At 71.3% G+C, this 23,899-nt stretch carries 23 protein-coding genes and 2 pseudogenes; 13 read left to right on the forward strand and 12 right to left on the reverse strand.

The annotated features are described in order from the left end of the window. The first annotated feature begins 111 nt into the window (after positions 1-111). On the forward strand, positions 112-867 hold the full coding sequence (locus AB0H62_RS07525; RefSeq protein WP_220242590.1) for a GntR family transcriptional regulator: 756 nt from the start codon (positions 112-114) through the stop codon (positions 865-867). 47 nt (positions 868-914) lie between these two features. Here the strand turns inward: AB0H62_RS07525 and AB0H62_RS07530 are convergent, their stop codons facing one another. Together AB0H62_RS07530 and AB0H62_RS07535 are read right to left on the reverse strand one after the other, a co-directional pair. Further along, on the reverse strand, positions 915-1,304 hold the full coding sequence (locus AB0H62_RS07530; RefSeq protein ID WP_360585386.1) for a helix-turn-helix transcriptional regulator: 390 nt from the start codon (positions 1,302-1,304) through the stop codon (positions 915-917). Then, positions 1,302-1,766, reverse strand: a pseudogene (locus AB0H62_RS07535) (cupin domain-containing protein); the annotation flags it as partial. The pseudogene AB0H62_RS07535 and the gene AB0H62_RS07530, both read right to left, overlap by 3 nt. Before the next feature lie 256 nt (positions 1,767-2,022). Here AB0H62_RS07535 and AB0H62_RS07540 point away from each other — a divergent pair. After that, positions 2,023-2,847 (forward strand): alpha/beta hydrolase, encoded by an 825-nt coding sequence (locus AB0H62_RS07540; protein WP_360584765.1) that lies wholly within the window; start codon positions 2,023-2,025, stop codon positions 2,845-2,847. 99 nt (positions 2,848-2,946) lie between these two features. On the opposite strand, the gene AB0H62_RS07545 is transcribed toward AB0H62_RS07540, so the two are convergent. After that, complete coding sequence (locus AB0H62_RS07545; protein ID WP_360584767.1) at positions 2,947-6,051, reverse strand: discoidin domain-containing protein; 3,105 nt, start codon at positions 6,049-6,051, stop codon at positions 2,947-2,949. Positions 6,052-6,157: 106 nt separating this feature from the next. Next, on the reverse strand, positions 6,158-6,724 hold the full coding sequence (locus AB0H62_RS07550) for a hypothetical protein (RefSeq protein WP_360584769.1): 567 nt from the start codon (positions 6,722-6,724) through the stop codon (positions 6,158-6,160). Between the two features lie 142 nt (positions 6,725-6,866). Here AB0H62_RS07550 and AB0H62_RS07555 point away from each other — a divergent pair, with 142 nt between their 5' ends. From AB0H62_RS07555 to AB0H62_RS07585, 7 genes are all read left to right on the forward strand, one after another. Further along, entirely contained in the window at positions 6,867-7,460 is a 594-nt protein-coding gene (locus AB0H62_RS07555) for a TetR/AcrR family transcriptional regulator (RefSeq protein ID WP_360584770.1), read from the forward strand. A gap of 153 nt (positions 7,461-7,613) precedes the next feature. Then, complete coding sequence (locus AB0H62_RS07560) at positions 7,614-8,540, forward strand: oxidoreductase (protein ID WP_360584771.1); 927 nt, start codon at positions 7,614-7,616, stop codon at positions 8,538-8,540. 22 nt (positions 8,541-8,562) lie between these two features. Beyond that, the gene (locus AB0H62_RS07565) at positions 8,563-9,951 is read left to right on the forward strand and encodes an alpha/beta hydrolase fold domain-containing protein (protein WP_360584773.1); all 1,389 of its coding nucleotides are present in this window, start codon (positions 8,563-8,565) and stop codon (positions 9,949-9,951) included. A 4-nt stretch (positions 9,952-9,955) separates the two neighbouring features. Continuing rightward, positions 9,956-10,516, forward strand: a complete 561-nt coding sequence (locus AB0H62_RS07570) for a TetR family transcriptional regulator (RefSeq protein ID WP_360584775.1) — start codon at positions 9,956-9,958, stop codon at positions 10,514-10,516. Between the two features lie 178 nt (positions 10,517-10,694). Then, on the forward strand, positions 10,695-11,141 hold the full coding sequence (locus AB0H62_RS07575) for a DUF6069 family protein (protein WP_220242599.1): 447 nt from the start codon (positions 10,695-10,697) through the stop codon (positions 11,139-11,141). A gap of 235 nt (positions 11,142-11,376) precedes the next feature. Next, complete coding sequence (locus tag AB0H62_RS07580; protein ID WP_220242600.1) at positions 11,377-11,784, forward strand: SHOCT domain-containing protein; 408 nt, start codon at positions 11,377-11,379, stop codon at positions 11,782-11,784. Between the two features lie 116 nt (positions 11,785-11,900). Then, a complete protein-coding gene (locus AB0H62_RS07585; RefSeq protein ID WP_255638247.1) occupies positions 11,901-12,401 on the forward strand; it encodes a hypothetical protein in 501 nt (166 codons plus the stop codon). On the opposite strand, the gene sulP is transcribed toward AB0H62_RS07585, so the two are convergent. The 5 genes from sulP to AB0H62_RS07610 all read right to left on the reverse strand — a co-directional run bounded on the left by sulP (position 12,358) and on the right by AB0H62_RS07610 (position 16,177). After that, a complete protein-coding gene (gene sulP, locus AB0H62_RS07590) occupies positions 12,358-14,094 on the reverse strand; it encodes a sulfate permease (protein WP_360584778.1) in 1,737 nt (578 codons plus the stop codon). The two genes, AB0H62_RS07585 and sulP, sit on opposite strands and share 44 nt — an antisense overlap. A gap of 129 nt (positions 14,095-14,223) precedes the next feature. After that, positions 14,224-14,412, reverse strand: coding sequence for a hypothetical protein (locus AB0H62_RS07595; RefSeq protein ID WP_220242603.1), 189 nt, complete (start codon positions 14,410-14,412; stop codon positions 14,224-14,226). Further along, positions 14,409-15,074: a 3,4-dihydroxy-2-butanone-4-phosphate synthase gene (locus AB0H62_RS07600; protein WP_220242604.1), complete on the reverse strand. Its 666-nt coding sequence runs from the start codon at positions 15,072-15,074 to the stop codon at positions 14,409-14,411. Before AB0H62_RS07600 ends, AB0H62_RS07595 begins: the two co-directional genes overlap by 4 nt. Before the next feature lie 66 nt (positions 15,075-15,140). Next, positions 15,141-15,662, reverse strand: a complete 522-nt coding sequence (locus AB0H62_RS07605; protein ID WP_255638248.1) for a flavin reductase family protein — start codon at positions 15,660-15,662, stop codon at positions 15,141-15,143. Continuing rightward, entirely contained in the window at positions 15,659-16,177 is a 519-nt protein-coding gene (locus AB0H62_RS07610; RefSeq protein ID WP_220242605.1) for an NAD(P)H-dependent oxidoreductase, read from the reverse strand. The genes AB0H62_RS07605 and AB0H62_RS07610 overlap by 4 nt, the downstream gene beginning before the upstream one ends. A gap of 261 nt (positions 16,178-16,438) precedes the next feature. Here AB0H62_RS07610 and AB0H62_RS07615 point away from each other — a divergent pair, with 261 nt between their 5' ends. Then, the gene (locus AB0H62_RS07615; RefSeq protein WP_360584781.1) at positions 16,439-17,569 is read left to right on the forward strand and encodes an LLM class flavin-dependent oxidoreductase; all 1,131 of its coding nucleotides are present in this window, start codon (positions 16,439-16,441) and stop codon (positions 17,567-17,569) included. 58 nt (positions 17,570-17,627) lie between these two features. Here the strand turns inward: AB0H62_RS07615 and AB0H62_RS07620 are convergent, their stop codons facing one another. The 3 genes from AB0H62_RS07620 to AB0H62_RS07630 all read right to left on the reverse strand — a co-directional run bounded on the left by AB0H62_RS07620 (position 17,628) and on the right by AB0H62_RS07630 (position 21,037). Next, positions 17,628-18,461, reverse strand: coding sequence for a LuxR C-terminal-related transcriptional regulator (locus AB0H62_RS07620; RefSeq protein WP_360584783.1), 834 nt, complete (start codon positions 18,459-18,461; stop codon positions 17,628-17,630). A gap of 129 nt (positions 18,462-18,590) precedes the next feature. Beyond that, positions 18,591-20,234 (reverse strand): thiamine pyrophosphate-binding protein, encoded by a 1,644-nt coding sequence (locus AB0H62_RS07625; RefSeq protein WP_360585388.1) that lies wholly within the window; start codon positions 20,232-20,234, stop codon positions 18,591-18,593. A 2-nt stretch (positions 20,235-20,236) separates the two neighbouring features. Continuing rightward, entirely contained in the window at positions 20,237-21,037 is an 801-nt protein-coding gene (locus AB0H62_RS07630) for a cyclase family protein (protein ID WP_360584785.1), read from the reverse strand. Between the two features lie 116 nt (positions 21,038-21,153). Between AB0H62_RS07630 and AB0H62_RS07635 the strand changes: the two genes are divergently transcribed. The 3 genes and pseudogenes from AB0H62_RS07635 to AB0H62_RS07645 all read left to right on the forward strand — a co-directional run. Then, positions 21,154-22,098: a LysR substrate-binding domain-containing protein gene (locus AB0H62_RS07635; protein ID WP_220242609.1), complete on the forward strand. Its 945-nt coding sequence runs from the start codon at positions 21,154-21,156 to the stop codon at positions 22,096-22,098. A gap of 115 nt (positions 22,099-22,213) precedes the next feature. Then, positions 22,214-23,620, forward strand: a complete 1,407-nt coding sequence (locus AB0H62_RS07640) for an amidohydrolase family protein (RefSeq protein WP_220242610.1) — start codon at positions 22,214-22,216, stop codon at positions 23,618-23,620. A 71-nt stretch (positions 23,621-23,691) separates the two neighbouring features. Next, positions 23,692-23,856 (forward strand): annotated as a pseudogene (locus AB0H62_RS07645) (LysR family transcriptional regulator); the annotation flags it as partial. Between the last annotated feature and the right edge of the window lie 43 nt (positions 23,857-23,899).

Genomic DNA, 23,899 nt, shown 5'->3' on the forward strand with positions numbered 1-23,899 from the left:
CGACGCTCCCCTCCCGAGTCTGCCCATGCGTAAATGTACGTACATTCAACGTAGATTATGTCCGCACATTTGGCTACCGGTAGTGTCGGGCGAGACAGCCCGGAGGAGGCCATGGCCCCACGAACGCTGAGCCGCTCCGGCTCCGAACCGCTCTGGCGCCAGCTCCAGCGCGAGCTGCTGACCAGGCTCGATGCCGGTGAGTTCACCGAACAGTTCCCGGGCGAGCTCGCGCTGGCCGAGGAGTACGGTGTCAGCCGCCACACGGTGCGCCAGGCCCTGCGCCAGTTGCGCGCCGACGGGGTGGTCGTCGCCGAGCGCGGGCGTCAGCCGCGGGTCGCCCCGCCGGCCGAGATCGCGCAGCCGCTGGGCGCGCTCTACAGCTTGTTCACGTCCGTCGAAGCGGCCGGCCTCGCGCAGCACAGCATCGTCCGCACGTTCGACGTCCGCGCCGACGCACTCGTCGCCGAGCGCCTCGACCTCGAAGCCTCGACGCCGCTGGTCTACCTGGAGCGCCTCCGCCTGGCGGGCGACGAGCCGCTCGCGATGGACCGCGTGTGGCTGCCCGCCGACGTCGCGAAACCGTTGCTGCAGGCCGACTTCACGCACACCAGCCTCTACGGCGAACTCGCCCGCCGCACCGGGATCCGCCTCGACCACGGCCGCGAAGAGGTGCACGCCGTCATCCCCACCGCCGCCGAACGCACCCAGCTCGCCTGCGCCCACGACGTCGCGGCCTTCGCCATCAACCGCCTGAGCCACTCGCAGGGCCGCCCGATGGAGTGGCGCCACACCCTCGTCCGAGGCGACCGCTACGCGTTGACGGCCGAGTTCTCCGCCGCCGGATACCGGCTGGTCAGCCAGTCCTGAGGCGCCACGCGCCCGCGAACCGCACCAAGCCGGAGATCACTCGGGCGTCACCCACCGGTCATCGAGTTCTTCCGGAACCGCGCGGGCGACGTGCCCACCGCGGCGCGGAACGCCTCCACGAACGCCGATTCGGACCGGTAGCCGACCTCCCCCGCGATGCGCACCACGGACCGGTCGGAGTTCGCCAGCAGGTCGGCGGCGACCATCATGCGGACGGTGGTGAGCAGCGTCGCCACGGTGCCCCCGGTGCGCGCGGTGAACCGCCGCACGAACGTGGCACGCGACATCGAGGCCGCCGCGGCCATGCGCTCGATGGTCCACGGTTCGCCGGGCCGTTCGACGACGCCGGCGATCACCTCACCCAGCACGTCGTCACCCATCGCGGTCCACAGCGCGGACGTCCCGAGACGTTGCTCGGGGCGGCTGCGCAGCGCCATCGCGAGCAGTGCGTCGCACACCGACGAGACGATGGCGCTCGTTCCCGGGCCGTCGAAGGCGGCTTCCGCGCGCAGGACCTCGGCCAGGGCGAGCGCCGAAGCGTTGAGCGTGACGTGCAGCAGCGACGGCAGCAGGCGGAACAGCAGCATTCCCGCGGCCGTGTCGAAATGGAAGTGGCCGCAGAACAGGTCGTGGTCGGGCTCGGCACCGATGGTGCGGCGAGTGGTGAACGTGGCGCCCTGCGCGTCTTCGAACGGCAGCTTCCGGCCTGAGGTCACGTGGACGTGGTGGGCGTCGCCGTGCGGGAGGACGAGCAGATCCCCGGGGGCGAGGTCGACGACCGCCGCCGCCGTGGTCACGGTGCATCTGCCCTCGAGCGCGACGTAGAACGGCACCTGCCCGGGCGCCGCCGCTTCGTGGTCCACGGAGAACCGGCCGGCCATCAGGCACCGCGTCGATGCTGCTCTCCGGGCGCACGAGCCGGATGAGCCGGCTCAGCGCGTCCATGAGCCGATTCCGGTGAAACGTGAGCCGTTCACGCGTGGCCCCCTACTCCGGTGCAGGCAATCATCCAAGGGCCTCGAGCATGAACGCCACCGGACCAGTGGTCGCGCAAGCGTAGTCTGCGAAGCGCAGGTTCGACGCGCTTCGACCAGTGTCCACACGCAACAGATTCACGAGGTATTCGGGAACGTCGCGAGAAACGGAGACAACGCCATGCCGACGATCACCACCGCCGACGGTGTCGAGATCTTCTTCAAGGACTGGGGCACCGGCCAGCCGATCGTCTTCAGTCACGGCTGGCCCCTGTCGTCGGACGACTGGGACACCCAGATGCTGTTCTTCCTGCAGCACGGCTACCGCGTCATCGCCCACGACCGGCGCGGTCACGGCCGCTCGTCGCAGGTCGCCGACGGACACGACCTCGACCACTACGCCGACGACCTGGCCGAGGTCACCGCCCACCTCGACTTGCACGACGCGATCCACGTCGGGCACTCCACCGGCGGCGGCGAGGTCGTGCGCTACCTCGCCCGCCACGGCGAGGCCCGCGTCGCCAAGGCCGCGATCCTTTCCGCCATCCCACCGCTCATGCTGCAGACCGACTCGAACCCGGGCGGCCTGCCCAAGAGCGCCTTCGACGACCTGCAGGCGCAACTGCTGGCGAACCGTTCCGTGTTCTACCGCGCGGTGGCCTCGGGCCCGTTCTACAGCTACAACCGGCCGGGCGCCGAACCCGACGAGGCGATCATCCAGAACTGGTGGCGCCAGGGCATGATGGGCAGCGCGCTGGCCCACTACGACGGCATCGTCGCGTTCTCCCAGACCGACCAGACCGAGGACCTGAAGAAGATCAGCGTCCCCGTCTTCGTCGGCCACGGTGACGACGACCAGGTCGTCCCCTACGCCGACGCCGCCTTGCTGTCGTCGAAGCTCCTGAAAAACTCCACGTTGAAAATTTACCCTGGCTTCCCGCACGGCATGCCGACCACCAAGGCCGACACGATCAACGCGGATCTCCTGGAGTTCTTCCGCTCCTGACCGGTACGCCCTGCTCTACCTCGCCCCGTCGCGGGCGAGGTAGAGCAACTCGTCCGCATTGTCGTTCCTGTGTGGACAGTCCGTCGGCCGCTCGCCTGGTCAGCGCACAGTGAGCCGCGTGAGGCTTGCCGTCGGGTTCCCGGTCACGTGAACGGCGACGTAGCGCGCCTTGCCGGTGAGGGGAACCGTGGTGGCGCGGCGCGCAGCCGGGGTTCGCGCCGCGGTGTAGGTGCGGCCGTCGACACTCGTCTCGACCGTGAAGGCGGGTAGGCGGCCGCCGGTCCAGGTCAGTTCGGCGGTGGTGACGTCGTGGGCCGCGCCGAGGTCGAGGACGAGGCGGCCGTTCGGGCCCGGGCGCCACGAGGTGCGCGGGTCGTCGTCGACGGCTGCGGCAGGGGTGGTCATGCCCGGCGGGAGGGGTTCGGCGGGGAAGGTGACCGCACCCAAAGCCAAGTCCGGCAAGGGGTACGGGCGGGTTCGGTGGGCAGTGACCGTCACCGGGTGCCGGGCGGGGAGGACCACGGGCCGCCACGGTTCGCCCGCCGGCTGCACGGAGAGGACCACGGTGTGGTCGGCGGTCAGCCGGAGGGTGGCGGCGTCGACGACGGTCGCGCGCACGCCGGCGGGCAGGGCGCCGCCCACGCCGCGCACGGTGAAGCGCGCCGGTTCGACGCGGGCTTCGGCGGGCGACGCCGACACCGACAACGAAGTGCCGGTCGCGGTGACGACCTGCGAGCCCTGGTACAGCGCCGCGGCTCCGTCCGAGGCGGGCAGGGTGAGGGTTCCCGACGTCGCCGCGGCGGAGAGGTTGAACAGCACGAGGTGCCCGTCGAGCACGGAAACCCGCAGTGCCGCGGAACTCGCCGTCGGGCGGGGCGCGCGCACCGCAGCGGCCAGGTCGCGCGGATCCGGGCGGCATTCGACGTGCAGGGGCGCGGAATCGCCGTCGGACAGCACGATCCGGTCGCCGGTGACGGTGGCCGGGTGCGGTGAGCCGGATACGACGAACCCGGCGCGGCCGTCGACGTCGAGCCAGCCGCCGGTCGTGCTGATGGCGGGCAGCGGGTAGGTGCCGGCCGCGGTCCACGTGATGCCGTCGGCCGAGGTTTCCACGCGATAGCGACGGCCGGCGGCGGCCTCCCAGGCCACGCGAACGCGGTCGAACCGTTGTGGCGCACCGAAATCGAGGGCGAGCCAGCTGTCGGCGCGCGGGCGGTCAGCGACGGAGACGGCCCAGCGCGTGGTCGCGTCGCCGTCGTTCGCGTACTTCGCCTCCTTGCCCGGCGAAGCCGAAGACGCCGAAGCCGTGGCCGCGCGGGCGAGGTCCGGGCCCGGCGCCCCGTCGCGGACTTCGAACGACCACACCGAATATCCGTACGCCGGATCCGGCTGCACGCCGAGGATCCGCACGTGCCGGGCCGTCACCGCGGAGAAAGTCACGTCGTCGGTGCGCCCACCGCCGGACGGCGGCGCCGGCGCGACGGGGACGGTCACCACGCCTTCGGCGGTGCGGTAGGTCCGCTCGCCGGTCAGCCCCGGCACGCCTGGCATGGCGAGGTTGTACACCGACACCACACCCTCGCCGGCGCCCAGACCGGTGCTGGAGTAGACCGCCGCGCCCGTCGGCAGGGTCGCGAAACCGGCGTAGCCGTTGTCGAATTTCCACACCGCGGCGCTCGCGTCGAATCCGTCGCGGACCTTCACCCACGTCGTCGCGTGCCGTTCCCGCACGGCCAGCGCGGTGGAGGGCAGCAGCATCGGCGTGGCACCGCTGACGGTGAACAGCCAGTCGTCGTGGTGCGGCTGCCACGCGAACTTCGTGAACCCCGGTTTGCTCACCGCCGCGGCCCACGCGGCCGGGCTGCGGTGCGCGAGCAGGCCGGGCCCGTCGCCGAAATCCGCGACGCCGACGGCGTGCGCGTCGAACTCCGCCTGGCTCACCGGACGCACCGGGCCACCGTGGTTCGCGCGCCATTCGTGCAGCAGGTAGCTGATCGCGATCTCCGCGCGTGCCTCCGGCTCGTACTTCGGCTCGCCCGAGAACTTCGTGACGCGATCAGCGGGCGCGTAGGCCTGGTACGGCTCCAGCCGTTCGGCCAGCTGCGCCTCGGCACGCGCGGCGTAGCGGTCGCCGAGCACCTGCGCGCGGAACGCCAGCGGAATGACGTCGCGGCCGTACAGGTGCTCGCGGTCGGCGACCATCGGCATCAGGGGTTCGCCCGCGTCGCTGGCCATCAGCAGCATCGTGCGCCACAGCAGCTCGCCGTTGGGCTGCGCGGTGAGCACCTCCGGCAGCGGCCGCCCGGCCAGCAGGAAGTGCATCGCGTTGCGGCCGGAGGTCCGCCAGAGCTCCTCTTGGTAGTGCGGGCCGAAGGAACCGTGGTTCTCCACAAGGAAGGTGTCGTAGAGGTTCTCCGCCGTGTTGGCCGAGATGGGCACACCGTCCACCACGCGCGGGTTGGCCAGGTCCGCGGCGGGCAGCGCGGTCTCGTTGCGGCTCCACCGCCCGAACCACTCGCGCCACTGCGCGGCGCGGGGATCCATTGCGGCCCAGGCCATCCCCGGGGCGAGGGCCTGGGCGTACACGCCCATCTCCTCCAGCTTGGTGTCGCCGACGTGCCCGCCGGCCAGCCCGTTCGGCGTCCAGTCGCCGGACAGCGGGTCGTTGCCGGTACCGAGCCCGGCGGTGTACGCGGCCTGCCCGGTCGCGATCTCGTCCAGGTTCGCGCGCGTGGCGGCGTCGAGGTCGTGCCACAGCAACCGGCCGGCCAGCTGGAAGTAGGACTGGAACGTGGTGTCGAAGAACAGCCGGCGGCCCCACTCGGTGCCGCCGGTGATGAGGTTGCTTGCCGCGAAGTGCCGGATGGTGTCGACGGTGTGCCGGTGCAGCACCTCGCGCTCGACGCCCGTGACCGCCGCGTCGTACCCGTCTCGCGTGAGCAGGACGGCGTTGCCCAGAACCACGGCGAACGTGAAGTCCTTCGCCGGGTAGACGCCGGCCGCCGGGTCGAACTGCTGCTCGGCCCAGCGGGTGTGGCGCAGCAGCACGCGCAGGTAGGTCGCGGCGACGTCGTCGGGCGCTCCCCCGCTGCGGGCCGGGGCCGGGGCGTCGCCCCGCGCCGCCGGGGTCACCAGGCCCGCGCTCACCAGCGCGAGCCCACCCGCGCCGAGTCCCTGAAGCACCGCGCGCCGCCTCAGCGCCATGTCCGCCCCCTCGTTGACAACCTTGTCATCGCGTCGGCGCCGATTCTGCTTGCCGAGGCGACCGGCGGGCAACGCCGGACGGGAAACCCGTCCGATTCAGGACAACTCAGCCGGCGTCGGACCCGTTCGCGGTGCGTCCCAGCCGCACAGCGGAAACGAGGAAGAAGATGCCACCCAGGGTGGCGTAGCCGGCGAGGGTCGTGAGGGACGCACTGTCCTTTGTGGCCTGCAGGACGAACGAAGCGCCGGCCACGACGGAGATGCCGCCGCTGAGGATCACGGGCCACTGGCCGCCCAGGGTGCGGCGCAGGAGGCCGACGGCGAGCTGCACGAGGCCGGCCACGATCGCCCAGGCGCCCCACACGCCGAGGACGGCGGGGATGCCCGACGAGGCCGCGACGGCCAGGCCCACGGCGGCGAGCAGACTGGTCACCACATTCACATACAGGCCCGCGACCGGCTTGCTCCCCTTCGCCGAACGGGCGTCGACGACGGCCGCGGCCACGTCGAACAGCGGGTAGAGCACGAGCAGTATGGTGCTGACCGGACCGAGGCTCGACCCGGTCACGAACAGCAGCGCGGCCCAGACCACAGCGAACGCGAAGCGGATGAAGTACAGGCGCCGCAAGGGTTTCGCGATGCCTGCGGGTGCCGGAACGGTGGTGGTGCTCATGGAGTGCTCCTTCGTCGTGGGGCCTGAGGTAGACAGATCGTTCTATCTCGTGGTGAGGACTATGGCAGCCGCGACGCCGAGTCGTCAAGACCGACCGTTCTATCTGCTACCGTGGAACCAGCGACGAGAGGTGGACGGCGAAGTGTCTGAAGCACGAGCCCGGCTGCTCGCTTCGGCGACGCGGCTGTTCTATTCGGAGGGTCTCCACTCGGTCGGCATCGACCGGGTCATCGCCGACGCGGGCGTCACCCGCGCCACGCTCTACCGGCACTTCCCGAGCAAGGACGACCTGCTGGTCGCGTACCTGACGGCGGCCGACCAGGCGATCCGTGCCGACGTCGAGACCGCCCGCGCCGGCAAGGCCTCCGGGGCCGACGCCGTCCGCGCGGTCGCCGAGTCGATCGCCGACGGCATCCGCACGCCCGGATTCCGCGGCTGCGCGTTCCTCAACGCCGTCGCGGAGTACCCCGATCCCGCGCACCCCGTCCACCGGGCCGTTCTCGCCCACCGGCAGTGGTTCCTGGAGGTCGTCACCGAGCTGCTCGCGCAGGCCGGCGAGACGGCGCCCGAGCCGGCCGCGAGGCACTTCGTCATGCTGCGGGACGGCGCCATGGCCGCCGGCTGCCTCACCGATCCGGCACCGGTCTGCGAAACCTTCCGCCTCGGCGTCGAGGGAATCCTGAAGTACCGGGACACTCCGGTCGTGGCGCCGAAGAAGACCGGCCGGGCCTCGTAAGTCCGGGCCTCGTCGCGACGCGCGGGCCGCCACCCTCGATCGGCCGGCGCGCGCCGGCGGTGAGCGCCGCCACTATTGAATGAACATTCATTGACGCCCGGGCGCACCCGTGTCATCGTAGTATTAAATGAATATTCATTAGTGGAGGTAGCCATGACCAGCACCCTCGCCCCGGCCCACTGGACCCCCGACCGGATCGGCGACCTGCGCGACCGTGTCGCGCTCGTGACCGGCGGCAACAGCGGCATCGGTCTCGAGACCGCCCGCGTGCTGACCCGCCACGGCGCTCGCGTCCTCCTGGCCGGCCGCAGCCAGGAGAAGCTCGACGAAGCCGTCGCCACCCTGCGCAACGACCAGCCCACCGCGCGGCTGGACACCGTCGTGCTGGACCTGGGCTCGCTGGCCTCGATCGCGGAGACGTCCGGGCGGCTGGCGGCCACCGAGACGATCGACCTGCTCTTCAACAACGCCGGCGTCATGAACGTGCCGCAGCGCCGCACGACCTCGGACGGGTTCGAGCTGACCGTCGGCACCAACCACCTCGGGCACTTCGCACTCACCGCCGGACTGCTGCCCGCGCTGCACCGCGCCGAGGCCGCCCGAGTGGTCACCGTCAGCGCGATCGCCGCGACCTGGCGCTCCGGCCGGCTCGACGACCTGATGAGCAGGCAGCGCTACGGCGGGATGAGCGCGTACGCGAAGTCCAAGCGCGCGAACGTCGTCTTCACCCAGGAGCTGTCCCGGCGGCTGGCCGGTACCGCCCTGCGCGCGGTGTCCGTGCACCCCGGCTCGGCCGTGACCAACCTGCAGCGCCACTCCGAAGGCGTGGCCTCCCGGGCGATGATCGCGTTGCTCCGCAACGTGGCCATGGGCTCCCCGGAGGGCGCGGCCTGGCCGTCGCTGTACGTCGCGACCAGCCCCGAAGTGATCAGCGGCGCCTTCTACGGCCCGGCCGGCCGCGACCAGACCTCCGGCACTCCGAAGCCGGTCAAGCTCCCCCGCGGCGCGGACGACCCGGCCGAAGGCGCCCGCCTCTGGGCCGAAAGCGAACGCCTCACCGGCGTCACCTTCGCCCTCTGACCTCCCGAAAGGACCTGATCCCATGACCGACCCGACCTTCGACCTCCGACGGCAGAACGTCGACCCCGCGCTCCTCGAGGCCCAGCGCGAGGTGAACGTCGTGCTCGCGAAGATGCCTCACCCGGACGTCCGAACCCCCGGAGGGCTTGCCGCCCTACGCGCCGGCACCGCCCCCAAACCCGGTGTGACGGACCTGAGCCCCACCGAACGCCACGTCGACGGCCCCGCCGGCCCGCTGCGGCTGCGCGTGTTCACGCCGCCCGAGCCACGCGCGGTCCTCTACCGCATCCACGGCGGCGGCTGGGCTGCCGGAGCACCGGAGGACGACGACCTCGTCAACGACCGCCTCTCGCACGCGACCGGCGCGATCGTCATCAGCCCGGAGTACCGGCTGGCGCCCGAGGCCACCGTCCCCGAGCAGATCGAGGAGACCGTCGCCGTCGCCCGCTGGCTCGCCCGGCACGCGGCCGCGGAGTTCGGCACCGGCCGGCTGCTGATCGGCGGCATCTCCGCCGGCGCGCACCTCGCCGCGGCGACGCTGCTGGCCCTGCGCGACGCCGGTGACCCCGCGTTCGGCGCGTTCGCGGGCGCGTACCTCGACTGCGGCATCTACGACCTGGGCCTGTCCCCCAGCGCCGCCGCGGCCACCGAAGACAGCCTCGTGCTCACCCGGTCCTGGATCGACGACCTGCCCGACCTCGCCCTCCCCCACCACACGCCGGAGCAACGGCGCGCCCCGCAGCTGTCCCCGGCGCTGGCCGACCTCACCGGTTTCCCGCCCACCCTGCTGACCGTCGGCGACCTCGACCCACTGCGCGACGACGCGATCCTGCTCGCCGCCCGCCTGCGTCTCGCCGGCTGCGACGCGCGGCTGGAGATCTGGCCCGAAGCCCCGCACGCGTTCACCAACATGGCCACCCCGCTCGGAGACGTCGCCCTCGACAGCGCCATCGCGTGGATCAACGACCTCCTCGAGCCACCGCGCACGGCGCCCGACCCCGCGGCCCTCGTGCACCGGTTCGTCACCGAGGTCGTCAACGGCGGCGACCTCGACGTCGTCGACGAGCTCTGGCACGACGACCTCGCGTGGCACGCCGGCAGCGCCGGCGACCTCCACGGCCTCGAGGCCTACAAGGCGTCCCTGCGTGCCGCGATCGGTGGTGCCTTCACCGGCATGCACCTGACCGTGCACGACACCCTTGTCGACGGCGACACGGTCGTGCTCCGGTTCACCAACAGCGGCACCCACACCGGGCCGTTCCTCGGTGTCGCCGCCACCGGCCGTCACGCGAGCTGGTTCGGCATCGGCATTTACACCGTGCGGGCGGGCAAGATCGCCGAGGCGTGGTTCGGCGAGGACATGCTCGGCCTGCTGCGGCAGCTCAGCGAGAATGAACATTCATTAGGATGACGGCATGGCACGGACCCGAGACCCCGAGAGCAAACGGCGGCAGCTGCTGGACGGCGCGCTCACCGAGTTCGCCGAGCACGGCATCGGCGGCGCACGCGTGGAGCGCATCGCCACCCGCGCCGGGGTCAGCGCCGGGCTCGTGTATTCCTTCTACGACGGCAAAGAAGGGCTGTACGAGGCGGTCTACGACGCCATCGTCGAGCAGGTCGTCTCCGGGATCCCCATCGACGCGGACGACCTGCCCGAATACGCGGGACAGCTCTACGACGCGGGACTGCGGTACCCGGACGTGATGCGCTTCATCACCTGGTACCAACTCGAACGCGGCGGCGTCCGGCCCGTCGTCGCCAAGTCCATGACCGACAAAACCGCGGCGATCGAGGACGCGCAGCGCCGCGGCACCGTGACCGCTCAGCGGACGCCCGGCGAGCTGCTCGCCCTCGTGCTGACCGTCGCGAACATGTGGCAGAACCAGGGCGAAGACGTCCGCGGCCTCGTCCCCGAACCCGAACGCCGCCGCCTCGTCACCGACACCGTCCGGCAGCTGGTGGACCCGGCACACTGACGGCGGTCCGTCCGCTGTCCATCCCGCTGTCCATCCACTGTGGAGCGGAATCCGCGCCGCACACGGCCGTGACGGCACGCGGACACCGCTTCACCCGAATCGGAGGAGCACCGCGGGCCCCGGACGTGATTCGGTGACGGCGATCGCCCGGGGGCGGGCACGGGACCGCGGAGGGCTCATGACCGGAGACACGCAGCACCGGGTCGTCGCGGGCAGGCTGTGGGCCGGCGGCGGCGCGACGGCACTGGTCGCGGCGCTGGCCGCCATCGTGGTGGTGCTCGTCGCGCGCGGGCTGTTCGACGTGCCCGTGCTGGCCCCGGAAGGCAAGGGCGCTTGGGGCGGTGTCGGCACGGTCGCCTACGCGGTCGGCGCCGCCGTCGTCGCCCTCGCGGCGACGGGACTGCTCCATCTGCTCTTGATCAGTACGCCACGCGCGAAGTCGTTCTTCGTCTCGATCATGCTGCTCGTCACCGCGATCGCCGTCGTCATCCCCCTGGGCCTCGACGCGGACCGCGGCGCCCGGATCGCGACGGCCGCTGGGAACCTCCTCATCGGTCTCGTGATCACGAGCACGCTGTCCGGCGTCGCCGGCGCGGCGGTCCGGGCGCGCCGGCCGGTGCGGTGAGCTCCGCCCCGGGGCACCGGGGAACCGATCCCGGCGCCGGAATTCACCTCCCCCGGGTGATGTCGCGCGGGGCGGTCGATGGGAACGCTGCCGGTGACCGCGTACGGCAATTCTCGCGGCAGAACCCGCGTCCGGGTCAGGCCGGGGGGACACGGCCGGAAGCCGTTCGACCCTGGTAACCGATCCGTTGTGGACGGACCTCCCGGTCGTGCGGGTCTCGAGCATCGGAGGCGTGATGGCACTGGCTCAATCGGACTACCCGTTCCTGGACGTGATCTGGACCATGCTGGTGTTCTTCGGCTGGGTGGTCTGGTTCTGGATGCTCATCGTGATCTTCGGCGACCTCTTCCACCGCTCGGACGTCTCCGGCTGGGGCAAGGCGGGCTGGACCGTGTTCGTCCTGGTGCTGCCGTTCGTCGGCGTGCTGATCTACCTCATCGCGCAGGGCAAGCACATGGGCGAACGCCGCCAGTCCGAGGTGGCGTCCAACCAGAAGCAGTTCGACGACTACGTCCGCTCGGTCGCCGGCAACGGCGACAAGGGCGCCGCCGGCCAGATCGCCGAAGCGAAGAAGCTTCTCGACACCGGCGCCATCAACGCGGAGGAGTACGAATCCCTGAAGGCCAAGGCACTCGCTCGGTGAGCGCGGGCCGGCCAGGCCCCGCCGGCAGGCCGAGGCCGGCGGGGCCGCTCCTGCTCTCCGCCGCGACCGGGTGACCGGGCGGGCCGGTTTCCGACAAGGCGCAGGCGGAGGTGGGCGTGGCCGAGCAGGTGGTTGACCGAAGCGCCGGGCGGCGCCGCGCGGCGGGCATCTACGGGGTGATCGTCACCGCGGCCATCCTGACCGCCGTGGGCGGACAGCTCTCCACCCTGTCGCTGGCCGTCGCGGTCGTGGTCACGCTGCTGATCTACTGGACGGCCGAGGAATACGCGGAGCTGCTGGGCGAGGAAGTCGAAGACGGCAAACTGCCGAGCCGGGCGCGGATCGCCGCGGAGCTGCGGGCCACGTGGCCCATGGTGACGGCCTCTTTCGGCCCGATCGCCGCGCTGCTGCTGGCCCGGTTCGCGGGCGCCTCCCCCGTCGCCGCGGCCAACACCGGACTGGCGGTGGCCGTGGTGGTCCTGACCTACCACGCGTGGTCCGCGGCGCGGGTGGCCCGGCTGCGCGGCGTGGCGCTGATCGTGACGACCTGCGCGGCGGGGCTGCTCGGCGTCGTCATGATCCTTTTGAAGAACCTGATTCTCGTCCATCTGCATTGAACGGCACCCAGTCGGCGCCCGTCTCCTGACGGAACGCCGCCACGGCGGCGCCGACAGTGGGGTAGAAATGAGCGGGGTCCATGGTGCGGGTCAGCTCGTACCGGTCGATCTTGCGCCGCACCGGGTCCTTGACTTCGGCCATGACCAGGTGGATGCCGCGGGCGTTGAGCTCGTCGTCGAGTTCGCGAAGCATGTCGGCCGCGGTCGTGTCCACATCGGTCACCGGCTCGGCGGCCACCAGAATCCAGCCGGGTGCGGGACTCGCCGAGGCCAGCCGGCGGATCTCGGTGCGGAAGGTCCTGGCGTTGGCGAACATCAGCGGCGCGTCGAAGCGGAAGATCACCAAGCCCGGAAGCCGCAGTGCGTGCGGGTAGGACCGGACGTCGTGGAAGCCGCGCAGACCCTCGACCTGCCCGAGAATCGTGTGGTAGGGCAGCCACGCGTGCCGGAACACGTTCAGGATCGACAGTCCCACGGCGATCGCGATGCCGGGCAGCACGCCGAGCAGGGCGACGCCGGCCAGCGCGGCGGCCGAGAGCAGGAACTCGGTCTTGCGCTGCCGCCACAGCCGCACCGTCCCGGGCACGTCGGACAGCGACAGCGCGGCGGTGATGACGATCGCGGCCAGTACCGGCTGTGGCAGGTTCCGGAACAGGCCGGGCGCCGCCACGATCATCACCGTAATCAGCACGGCGCCGACGACCCCCGTCAGCTGGGTGCGCGCCCCTGCCTGCTGCGCGACCGCGGTCCGCGAGCCACTGGTGCTGACCGGAAACCCTTGGAAGAGCCCTGCCGCCAGGTTCGCCACCCCGATGCCCGCCATCTCCTGGTTGCCGTGGACCTCTTGCCCGGTGCGGGCGGCGAAGGCCGAAGCCGTGGAGATCGTGTCCGCCAGCGACACCAAGGCGATGCCCACCGCGCCGGCGAACAGCGGCGCGAGATCGGCGAACCCCACGTGCGGGAGCGTCAGCGGAGGAAACCCGGCAGGAAGAACGCCGACCACCGGCACGCCGTGCTCGGCCAGGTCGAACACGGGGACCACGATGAGCGCGAGCACGACGACGACCAGGACCGCGGGGATTTTGCGCACCCAGCGCTGCAGCACCAAGATCACCGCGAGCGCGCCGAGGCCCACCGCCGCGGCCGCGGCGACCACCTCGCCGCCCGCGATCGCCCGGGCCACCGCGCCGATTTCGGCGATGAGCCCCTCCCCGTCGACGCTGAACCCGCACAGCTTGGGCAGCTGGCCCACCACGATGGTCAGAGCCAGCCCGTTGAGATACCCGATCATCGTGGGCTTCGAGATGAGGTCGGCGATGAACCCGAGCTTCGCGACCGAGGCGACGATCATGATCACCGCGACCATGATCGCCAGCATCGACGCCAGCGCGACGGCCCGCGCCGGGTCGCCGTCCGCCGCCACGAGCGGCAGAATCGTCGCGGCGATCATCGGCCCGAGCGACGAGTCGGGTCCCAGCACGAGGATCCGCGACGGCCCGAACACCGCGTAACCCAGCAGGCACAGGATCGACGTGTACAGACCGGTGATCGCGGGCAACCCGGCGAGCTCCGCGTACGCCATGCCTTGCGGCACCAGGAGCGTCGTGAGGACGACACCCGCCACCACGTCCTTGACCAGCCACTGGCGCCGGTAGGTCCGCACCACCCGCAGACCGGGGATCCACTGGACCATGGCGTCGATCCCTTCTGCCGACAGCCGGTGCCTGCGATGGTAACCAAGCCACGGGTATCGGTCCTCGCCTCAGAAGGAGGAGCCAGTGCGCGGACTCCGTCCACTGTGGAGATCGTCCGCCGACGACGGTCAGTCCGTGACGCCGGCCGCGTCCAGCAGGGTTCCCGGGGTGGCGACGGCCAGGCCGCGCAGGTCGTCGGCGCGGCTGCTGGCCCCGTCGTAGAGAACGGCGAGCTGGCGGGTGAGAAAGTCGGGTCGGTGGCGACGCCGGGATGGTCGGCGCCGCAACCGCTTGACCGGCGCGCACGTCGGAGTCACACCGCGTGCCCGCAGTGGGGGCACGCCGGCTGAGCCGTCAAGCCGGGGGCCAGCACTTCGGCCGCCGACACGACGAGCAGGCCGTGCTCGGCGGCGAACGACGCCAGTTCTTCCGGACCGGCCAGGTCACCCGCGTCCCGTTGCGACACGATGCCGCTGAGCACCGCGGCTTCCCGCTTGCCCGCGAGCCGCACCAGGGCGAGGGCGGCCTCGCCGCGCCCGGCGCGGTGCGGGGTGCTTTCGCGGGCCGTGCGGATGGGCACGACGTGGCCGGGCCGGGTGAAGTCGGCCGGAGTGGCGGCGGGATCGGCCAGCAGCCGGATGGTGCGGGCGCGGTCGGCCGCGGAGATGCCGGTCGTCCCGCCGGCACGGGCGTCGACCGTGACGGCGAAGGCTTCTCCTCCGCACGCCGGCGACCCGGGGTACATCAGCGGGAGCCCGAGGCGGTCGCAGTCCTCGTCCGGCAGGGCGACGCAGACGAACCCGTCGGTGTAGCGCACGGACACCGACACCAGGTGCGGCGTGGCGTCCTGCGCCGCGAACACGAGGTCGCCGTGCGTGCCCGCCACCACCACCGGCCGGCCGGCCGCGATCGCGGCCGCGGCCTGCTCGACGCTCACCGTGTCGAACCGGCTGCCTGCTGAGGAAAGCTGCTGTGTCATTGTCGTCTTCCTTCGTGGGGTCCGGCGGTGGAGAGACGGCCCTCTCCACCGCCGGACCCGGGTCGCTCAGCCGGCGGCGGGCCTCGAGGCGATGCGGTGGAAACCACCGCGGTAGAACAGCAGCGGCTCGGCGCCGTCCTGCGCGTCCGGCGAGCTCATCTCCAGCACCCGGCCGAGGACGAGGTGGTGGTCGCCCGCGTCGTGCTCGGCGTCGATCTCGCAGTCGAGCCACACGAGACTCCCGGCGAGGACGGGGTTCCCGGTCGCGGTTTCGGTGTGCGCGACCCCGCTCCACCTGTCGACGCCCTTGCGAGCGAACGCGGAGGCGACCTCCCGGTGGCCGTGGCCCAGCACGGATACGGCGAACCGGCCGACGTCCCGGATCAGCGGATACGTGCTCGAAGTCCGGGCGACGCCGATCAGGATCAGCGGCGGGTCCAGCGAAACGCTGTGGAACGACTGGCACGTGAACCCGAGACGCTGCCCGTCGTCCGCGGTCGCCCCGACCACCACGACGCCGGAGGCGTAACGCCCCACGGCGTCGCGGTACGCGCGGGAATCACTGACGCTCGTCAACTGTCGCGTCACGGGATCCGCACCCCCTCGGCCAGGCGGGCGAGCTGCCCGATCGTGCGGGCGTAGCGCGCGGCCGCCTCGTCGGCGAGGGCGTCCAGCGCGTCCATCGACGAGGTCTCGAAGTACCACCCGGCTCCCGGAACCACGGCGCCGAGCTCGGTCAGCAGCGGGGCGAGGTGGCTGTCGACGCCCATCGAGTGGGCGGGGCTCCCCCCGGTCATCACGGGGATCGCCGTCACCCCGGCCAGCGCGCCCGCCGCGTAGCGGTCCAGGAATGCCTTGACCAACCCGGTGTAGGTGGCCTTGTAAGTCGGGCTCGCGATCACCACGAGATCACTGCCGGCGACGCGCTCGGTCAACGCCGACATCACCTCCGACGGCCACGCGAAGATCTCGGCGGAATGGTCGGCGAGGTCGATGACCTGCCGATCCGCATCGTCCTTCACCAGCCGGTCGAGCAAGGCTTCGGCGACTTTCCTCGTCCGCGAAGCGGGCTTCGGATTTCCGACGACAATGGTGGTTTTCATAGCTGCTCCGTTCGGCCCCGCGAGGCCTCGGGCTTCGTCGCGACAGTGGGACGCTGACGAACTTCCTGCAGCTGGTACGAGATCTTGTGGCCCGTACAGCCCCGCGACAGCTCATGTCACGGGCCGCGTCTTGGCGCGGAGTGACGATCACGTTAGCGCGGAGTGAGGAGCCGGCACAATAACACCCAGGGGTTATGGCCACGCCGGCGTTCGCGAGCAGAAACTGTCGATCAAATCTTCTCGACGAGAAATGTGGTCACCGTGGACGACAGCATGGTCAAGCCGAATCCCATTCGAGACTCGGCCAACAAGCTCAAGCTGAGCATTTTCGGCGTGAACGGCAAAGGCGCTGCCTTCACCCATCACCCCGACCGGTTCTCCGGCGATTGGGACGAGATCAGCCGGCTGGCCAAACGGGCCGATCAGCTGGGCATCGAAGGCTTCGTCTCGGCGTCGCGCTGGCGCGCGTTCGGTGGCGACGGGCACTACTCGGGCGACGTGATGGAAACCTTCGCCTGGGCCGGCGCGATCGCCGCGATCACCGAGCGGATCAGCATCATCAGCACGTTCCCCATGTCACTGATCAACCCGGCGTTCGTCGCCAAAGCCGAGGCGACGGTCGACCTGATCTCCGGCGGCCGTGCGGGGATGAACCTGGTCTGCGGCTGGTTCCCGCCCGAGTTCGGATTGTTCGGCGTCCCGATGCAGGAGCACAACGACCGCTACGGTTACGCCGACAAGTGGATGGAGGTGTTCGACAAGCTCTGGTCCTCGGACGAGGGCTTCGATCTGAAGAACGAATACTTCGACGTCAAGAACGCCATGTCGCAGCCGCGTCCGCTGCAGTCGCGCCCCGTTCTCCTCAACGCCGGCGGCTCGCCGCGTGGCCGCCAGTTCGCCGCGCAGCACGCCGAAGTCGCCTTCACCATTCCCGACGATCCCGATCCCCAGGCCGTGAAGGCGCGGGTCGCGGAATACCGCGAAGAAGCGCGCAAGAAGTTCGGCAAGGAGATCCAGATCTGGCTTTCCGCGTACGTCGTGCAAAAGGACACCACCGCCGAAGCCGAGGCCTACGCCCAGGACTACATCGTGACGCGAGGCGACGACATCGCGGTCGCGGACCTGATCGAGGCGAACATCCCGAACGCCAAGACGATGCCGCCGGAGAAGATGGCGGAAATGTCTTACGAGTTCAAGGCCGGCTACGGCGCCTACCCGTTGGTGGGGACGGCGAGCGACATCGCGCAGCGCATGAAGGAGCTCTCCGAGGCCGGCGTCGACGGCCTGATGCTGATCTGGCTGGACTACGAACAGGGGCTGGAGAAGCTCGCCGGCGAGGTGCTGCCCCGGATCGAAGAAGCCGGTTTGCGCCGGCCCGCCACCGCCGGGTGATCAACGCCGCCGGGACCGCTTGCGAGCGATCCCGGCGGTTTTGTGTTCCGCCGGGATTTCAGGACTTTACGAGATTGTTCTCCTGCAGGTACCGCAGGGCTTCGAGCCGGGAGCGCACGCCGAGCTTGTGGAAGCTGTGCTTCATGTGCTGTTTGACGGTGTTGACCGCGATCCCGAGCTCGGCGGCGATCTCCGCGTTGCTCAGCCCGCTCGTGGCCAGCGCGAGCACCTCGCGCTCCCGCTCGGTCAGTCCTCCGTCGGCTCCCGCGGACGGCGAGGTGCCGGCCTGGGGTGTCCCCGAAGGCTCGGACAGATCGATCGTGTCGATGTCGAGGGTCGCCGCGGCGGGTCCCGCGAGTGGCGCCCCGGGTGCGCGCCGCTCGTAGGCCGCGGCGTTGGCCAGGCCGATCGCGAGGAACTTCGACAGCCGGTGCGCCAGCTCCTGCTCCCGGGTGGTGAACGCCGGACGGCCGGTCCGGCGGGCGAAGGTCGCCGTGCCGACGGGACGGCCCTCGGCGACGAGCAACGCGTAGAGGCAGTGCTCGAACCCGTAGTCGGCCAGGAGCTGTCCCACCGGTGAGCGCAGGTGGTCGGTGCGGCGGCCGTGCAGCACCGCGTCGTGGACCGGGAACCGCGACGCGGTCGAACGCTTGAAGTACGGGTTCGCCGGCCCGGCGATGGGCACGAACTCGAGGAGCATCTTCACCGGCGCGCCCGTCAAAGATGCCACCTGGCCCCGGTAGCGGCGGTCGAGCAAATGGATCGCGCCCGAATCGCACTGCAGGAGGCGCACCAGCTCCGGCAGGGTCCGCTGCTGCACCGTGACCGGACGTAGTGAACCGCAGGCGAGCTCGCCGAACCGGGCCACCTCCTGCCAGTCGAGACCGGTCATCGTGTGCTCCTCCCGCCGGCCGGCGGCTGATCCTCGGTTGCCGCCCCGCCTCGAGATATTACGGACTCGGCAGCGGCGGCGACCCTTTCGCGACCACGATCGTGTCAGCCGAAAGGGCCGCCGCCGCACTCAGTGACCGAAGGCCTCGTGCAGCCACCAGGCCCCGCCGTCGGAGGTGATCTTGGCGTCGAGCACCAGCGGCCGCCGGGGCGCCGACGACAGCCAGTCCTTGACCGCGGCCAGGTCGTCGGCCGAGCGCACGGTCAGGCCCTCGCAGCCGTGGCCCCGGGCCAGCGCGGCGAGGTCGCCGTCGGGGAAGGTGACGTTGTCCAGGCCCGCTGTCCCGGCGCCGAAGTGGTGCACTTCCGCGCCGTACATGGCGTCGTTGTACACGACGACCAGCAGCGGAATCCCGAGGCGCACGGCCGTTTCCAGCTCCGAGAGCCCCATCAGGAACCCGCCGTCGCCGAGCGCCGCGACGGGGACGCGGTCCGGCCGCGCCAGCGCGGCGCCGATCGCGCTCGCCAGCCCCAGCCCGACCGACTGGAACGCCTGGGTGAAGCAGAACCCGTACTCGTCCGGCACGTCGAGGTACATGCTCGGGTAGCCGAGGAAGTTGCCGGAGTCCAGCGACACGGTCCGCTCGGCCGGCAGCAGCTCGTTGAGCTTCGCCGACAGCGTGCGCGGGTCGATGCGGTCCTCGGTGGAGGCGTCGTCGAACGGGAGCTGGTTCCAGCGCAGGCCCGTGCGGAGGCGGTCGCCGAGCTCCGGTCGCCGGTAGCCCGTCCGCGGCGGCGCGCCACCGGAGCGGAGCAGGGCGGTGGCCGCGCGGGCGGTTTCCGCGATCCCGCCCCACAGCCCCAGGTCGACGCCGCGGTGCCGGCCGATCGCCGCCGGGTCCAGATCGACCTGCACCACGCGGGTGTCGGCCCCGATCAGCGCGCCGTGCCGCGTCGTCCACATGTTCAGTGCGCACCCGAACGCCACGACCAGGTCGGCCTGCGAAACCAGCTCGACCGTCAGCGGTGAGGCGAACCCGCCCGAGACGTCGATGCTCCACGGGTCGTCGTTGAACAGTCCGCGGCTCACGGCCGACGTGGCCAGCAGCGCGCCGGCCTGGTTGCCGAGCTCCCGGACCGCCTCGCCCGCACCGGGCGAACGGCCACCTCGGCCGACGATGAACACCGGCCGGGCCGCCTCGCTCAGCAGCCGGGCGAACTCCGCCAGCGGCTCGGGCGCCGGCTGAGGCGCGGCGATCGCAGCCGGGACCGTCCCGTGCTCCTGCTCCGGCAGCTCCAGCTCCTGGACGTCGATCGGGACGTTGAGCACCACGGTCCGCCGCTGCTGCGCGCAGATGGCCAGCGCGCGGGCCACGTCCCGCAAGGCCGTCCCCGGCGAGCCCACCCGCAGCGGCACCGCGCCGACACCGGCGGCGAGGCCGGGCTGGTCGATGAAGAAGTTGGACGCCGGGTCGCCGGCCTCGGCCGTCAGCACCAGCAGCGGGGTCCGGCTCTTGGCCGCCTCGGTGATCCCGGTGAGCGCGTTGGTGTAGCCGCAGCCCTGGTGCAACGACAGCACCGCGACCTCGCCCGACATGCGCGCGTACGCGTCGGCCATCGTCGCCGCGCCGCCTTCGTGGCGCGCCGCCACGAACCGCGCTCCCCCGGCCACCAGCGCTTGGGTGAAGTGGAAGTTGCCGCTGCCGACCACCCCGAACGCGGCACGCACACCGTGCTCGGTCAGGTACCGGCCGATGGCCTCGTGCACGAGCATGGTCACTTCGCTCCGTTCTCGACGAGAGCCAGCACGCGGGTCGGGCTCCCGGAGCCGCCGACGATCCGCAGCGGCGCCACGATCAGCAGAGCGCCGGTCGGGGGCAGCAGGTGCAGGTTCTGCAGCTGGGTGATGCCGTACTTGCCGGCGCCGAGAAGGTACGAGTGGACGGGGAACTCGGGATCGAAGCGGAACGCCTGCCCGGCGTCGGTACCGACCGTCTCGACGCCGAACCCGAGGATCGACGTCTCTTGCGCCAGCCAGCGCGCGCAGTCGGGATCGACGCCGGGGGTGTGCGGCCCGTCGTCGTCGGCGTTGAGAAAGGTCTCCTGGTCGTGCGAGCGCGCAGCCCAGCCGGTGCGGAACAGCAGCCAGCCCTGCGGCAGCGGGCCGTGTTCGCGCTGCCATTCCTCGACGTCGTCGCGGCGCAGCACGTAGTCCGGGTCGGCGGCGGCCTCGCGCGTCTTGTCGATCACGACGGCCGGCCCGACCAGGCGGGCCGGCGGCACGGACGCGACATCCTCCAGCTCGGCGCCGGTGACCCAATGCCGCGGCGCGTCGAAGTGGGTGCCGACGTGCTCGCCGGTGTGGATGCCGTTCTGGTACGACGTGCGGCCGCGTTCGTCGTATTTCGCCAGCTCCTCCAAGCGGAACCGGGGAATCGGCGCCATGTCCGGCGGAAGGTCGAGCACGGGGGTGTCGGACGAGAGCGGCGCCGTGAGCTCGATGATCGACACGTCACCGCGGGCGAGAGCGCCGACCAGCACGGAGACGGATCCGGTGGTCTCAGGCGAAGAAGACATGAATGCATCGTGTGCGCGCGGGCACCGGCGCACCAATGCCTATCCCGGCCTGGTTATGCCTGTCTGGTTATACCGGAACGGGTCTGCTATACCTCGCCACGGAAAGGGTGAGGCCAGTGGACCGGCAACGTTTCCTCGACGGCCGCCTCAAGATCCGGCACCTCGTGCTGGTGATCGCGATCGCGGAAAACGGCTCCCTGCTGGGCGCCGCCAAAGATCTGCACGTGACGCAGCCGGCGGTCACCCGGGCGCTGCGCGAGACGGAGTCGATCGTCGGTGTGGAGCTGTTCGTGCGTGGCCCGCGCGGGGTGCGCCCGACCGCGTCCGGGGACATCCTGCTCGACCACGCGCGGGCCGTGGTGAGCACGATGACCTCCGCGCAGCACCGCATCGACGGGCTGCTGCGGGACGGGGCGGAACCCGTGCGCGTCGGCACCAACCTCGCCGGCGCCTACGTGCTGCTCCCCTCGGCACTCGTCCGGCTCAAGGCCGAGCACCCGACCCTGACGGCGACCGTGATCGAGGGCCTGGGAGCCGATCTCGACGTCCGGCTCGCCCACGGCGAGGTCGACCTCCTGGTCGGCCGCCCGCCGGCCGTCGCGAGCCGGTTTCACCACGCGCCGCTGTACGAGGAACCCGTGGGCCTCGTCGCGCGCCGCGACCACCCGGCCATCCGATGCGGACTGCGTTCCCTGGCCGAGTTGCAAGAGTTCCCCTGGATCCTGCCGGGCCGGCCCACCGCGCTGCGCGACGAGCTCGACGAGCTGTTCGCGCGCCACGAAGTTCCCTTGCCCCGCAACGTCATCGAGTGCTCGACGATCCTGACCATGCGCTCGATCCTGCTGCACACCGACGCGATCACACCCCTGCCCCTGCTCATCGGCGCCGCCGACGACGCCCTCGGCTACCTGCCGGTCCGGCTGGAGACCGTGCCTCGTGCCATCGGCATCACCACGCTGGCCGGTCGCACACCGTCGAAGAGTGCCCAGCTCCTGATCGGCCATCTCGTCGCCGAGGCGCAGCGGATCTCCGCGGAGATCTCCCGGCTCGACTTCGGATAACACCCAGGGGTTATGGCCGCGGCGGCGCGAACCGACGATCCTCACCCGAAAGACCCGACGGGGAGGACAGCTCAGTGCAAGCGAACGAAACGGCACGTTCTCTGGCGGTGGCGCGATGACCGGGGCGGAGACCGAGCAGCAGCCCGTCGACCTCGTGATCGCCGCCGGCGCGATCGCCACGATGGACGCGCGGCGGCAGATCCTGCTCGACGGCGCGGTCGCGATCCGCGGCACCCGGATCGTCGCGGTCGGCAAGCGGGAGATCATCCTCGCGCGCTACCGCCCGGACACGCTGATCGACGAGGCCGACAGCCTGCTGACCCCCGGGCTCGTCGACGCCCACCAGCACCCGGCGAGCGGGTTCCTCGTCGGCGGCGGCTTCATCGACGAGCTGCCGCCCGCGCGAAGGCTGGCGGGTGTCATGGCTCCGCACGAGAAAATGCTGACCCCGCAAGAGGCTTACGCCAGCTCGCTGGCAACGTACGCCGAGCTCATCCGCCACGGGACCACTACCTTCATCGACGCAGGCAGCCCACAGTCGGCGGAAGCCGTGAAGGCGGCCGAGGAGATCGGCATTCGCGGCGTGATCGTGCCCCGCACGAGCGACCTGCCCGGCATGCTCGGCCGGGACCCGGAGACCGTCCACTCGGTACTCGACCACGCGGACGAGGTCTACGACCGCTTCCACGGTTCGGCCGGCGGCCGCATCCAGGTCTGGTACGGGCTCGACGACCCGACGTCGGTCAGCGACGAGCTGATCCGGGGCGTCGTCAAACACGCCGGTGACCGCGACACGGGCGTGTCCGGCCATTTCATCGGGATGCCGCCGGCGCCGGGCACTTCGCAGCCCGAGCGGAACCCCCAGCTCGAACGCTACGAGCGGTTCGGCGTGCTGGAGCTGGCGCCGGTGCTCGCGCACGTCGGGTGGCTGCCGGAGGACGACGTGAAGCGGCTCGGGGCGTCGCCGGCGTTCGTCGCCCACTGCCCGTCGACCAGTTTGCTCGGCGGGCAGGGCTGGGTCGCCCACGGCGTGATCCCCGACCTGGCGGCGGCGGGGACCGAGCTGGTGCTCGGCACCGACGCCGCCGCGATCAGCCGTTTCCTCGACCTGGTGCGGGTGATGTACCTGGCGGCGGTGTGCCACAAGGACGCGCACCGCGACCACTCGCTCATGCCGGTCACGTCGGTGTTCGAGATGGCGACGGTGAACGCGGCGAAGGCCCTGCGCGCGGCGGACCGGCTGGGGTCGGTCGAGGCCGGCAAGACCGCCGACCTCGCCCTGTTTTCCTTGGCCGGCCTGGCTTACCGGCCGTTCCGGTTCGGCAACCCGGTCGCCGACCTCGTCTACGCGGGCAGCGGCGCCGACGCGACGACCGTGGTGATCGACGGTGTCGTCGTCATGCGCGACCGGGTGCTCACGACCGTCGACGTAGCCGAGGTGGCGCGGGCGGTCGACGAGGCCGCCGGTCCCGCGATCGACAAGCTGGGCGGGCGCCGGGCGCCGGCCTGGCCGGTCGGCTGACGTCTCCGGGCCGAGGGCCGGCGCATCATTCCACTATGGACAGTCGACAGATGTTCGACGGCCGGTTGAAGATGCGGCACCTCGTCCTCGTCGACGTGCTGACGGCGGAGGGCAGCGTGATGGCCGCGGCGGCGCGGCCGCACGTCGCTCAGCCGTCGGTCACCCGGGCGCTGCGGGAGCTGGAGACCATCGTCGGCGTCGAGCCGTACGAGCGAGGACCGCGCGGGGTCACGCCCACGGTCTACGGACTGTCGTTCACCGAACACGCCCGCTCCATCC

Source organism: Amycolatopsis sp. NPDC050768, assembly GCF_040654155.1.
Lineage (GTDB): Bacteria > Actinomycetota > Actinomycetes > Mycobacteriales > Pseudonocardiaceae > Amycolatopsis.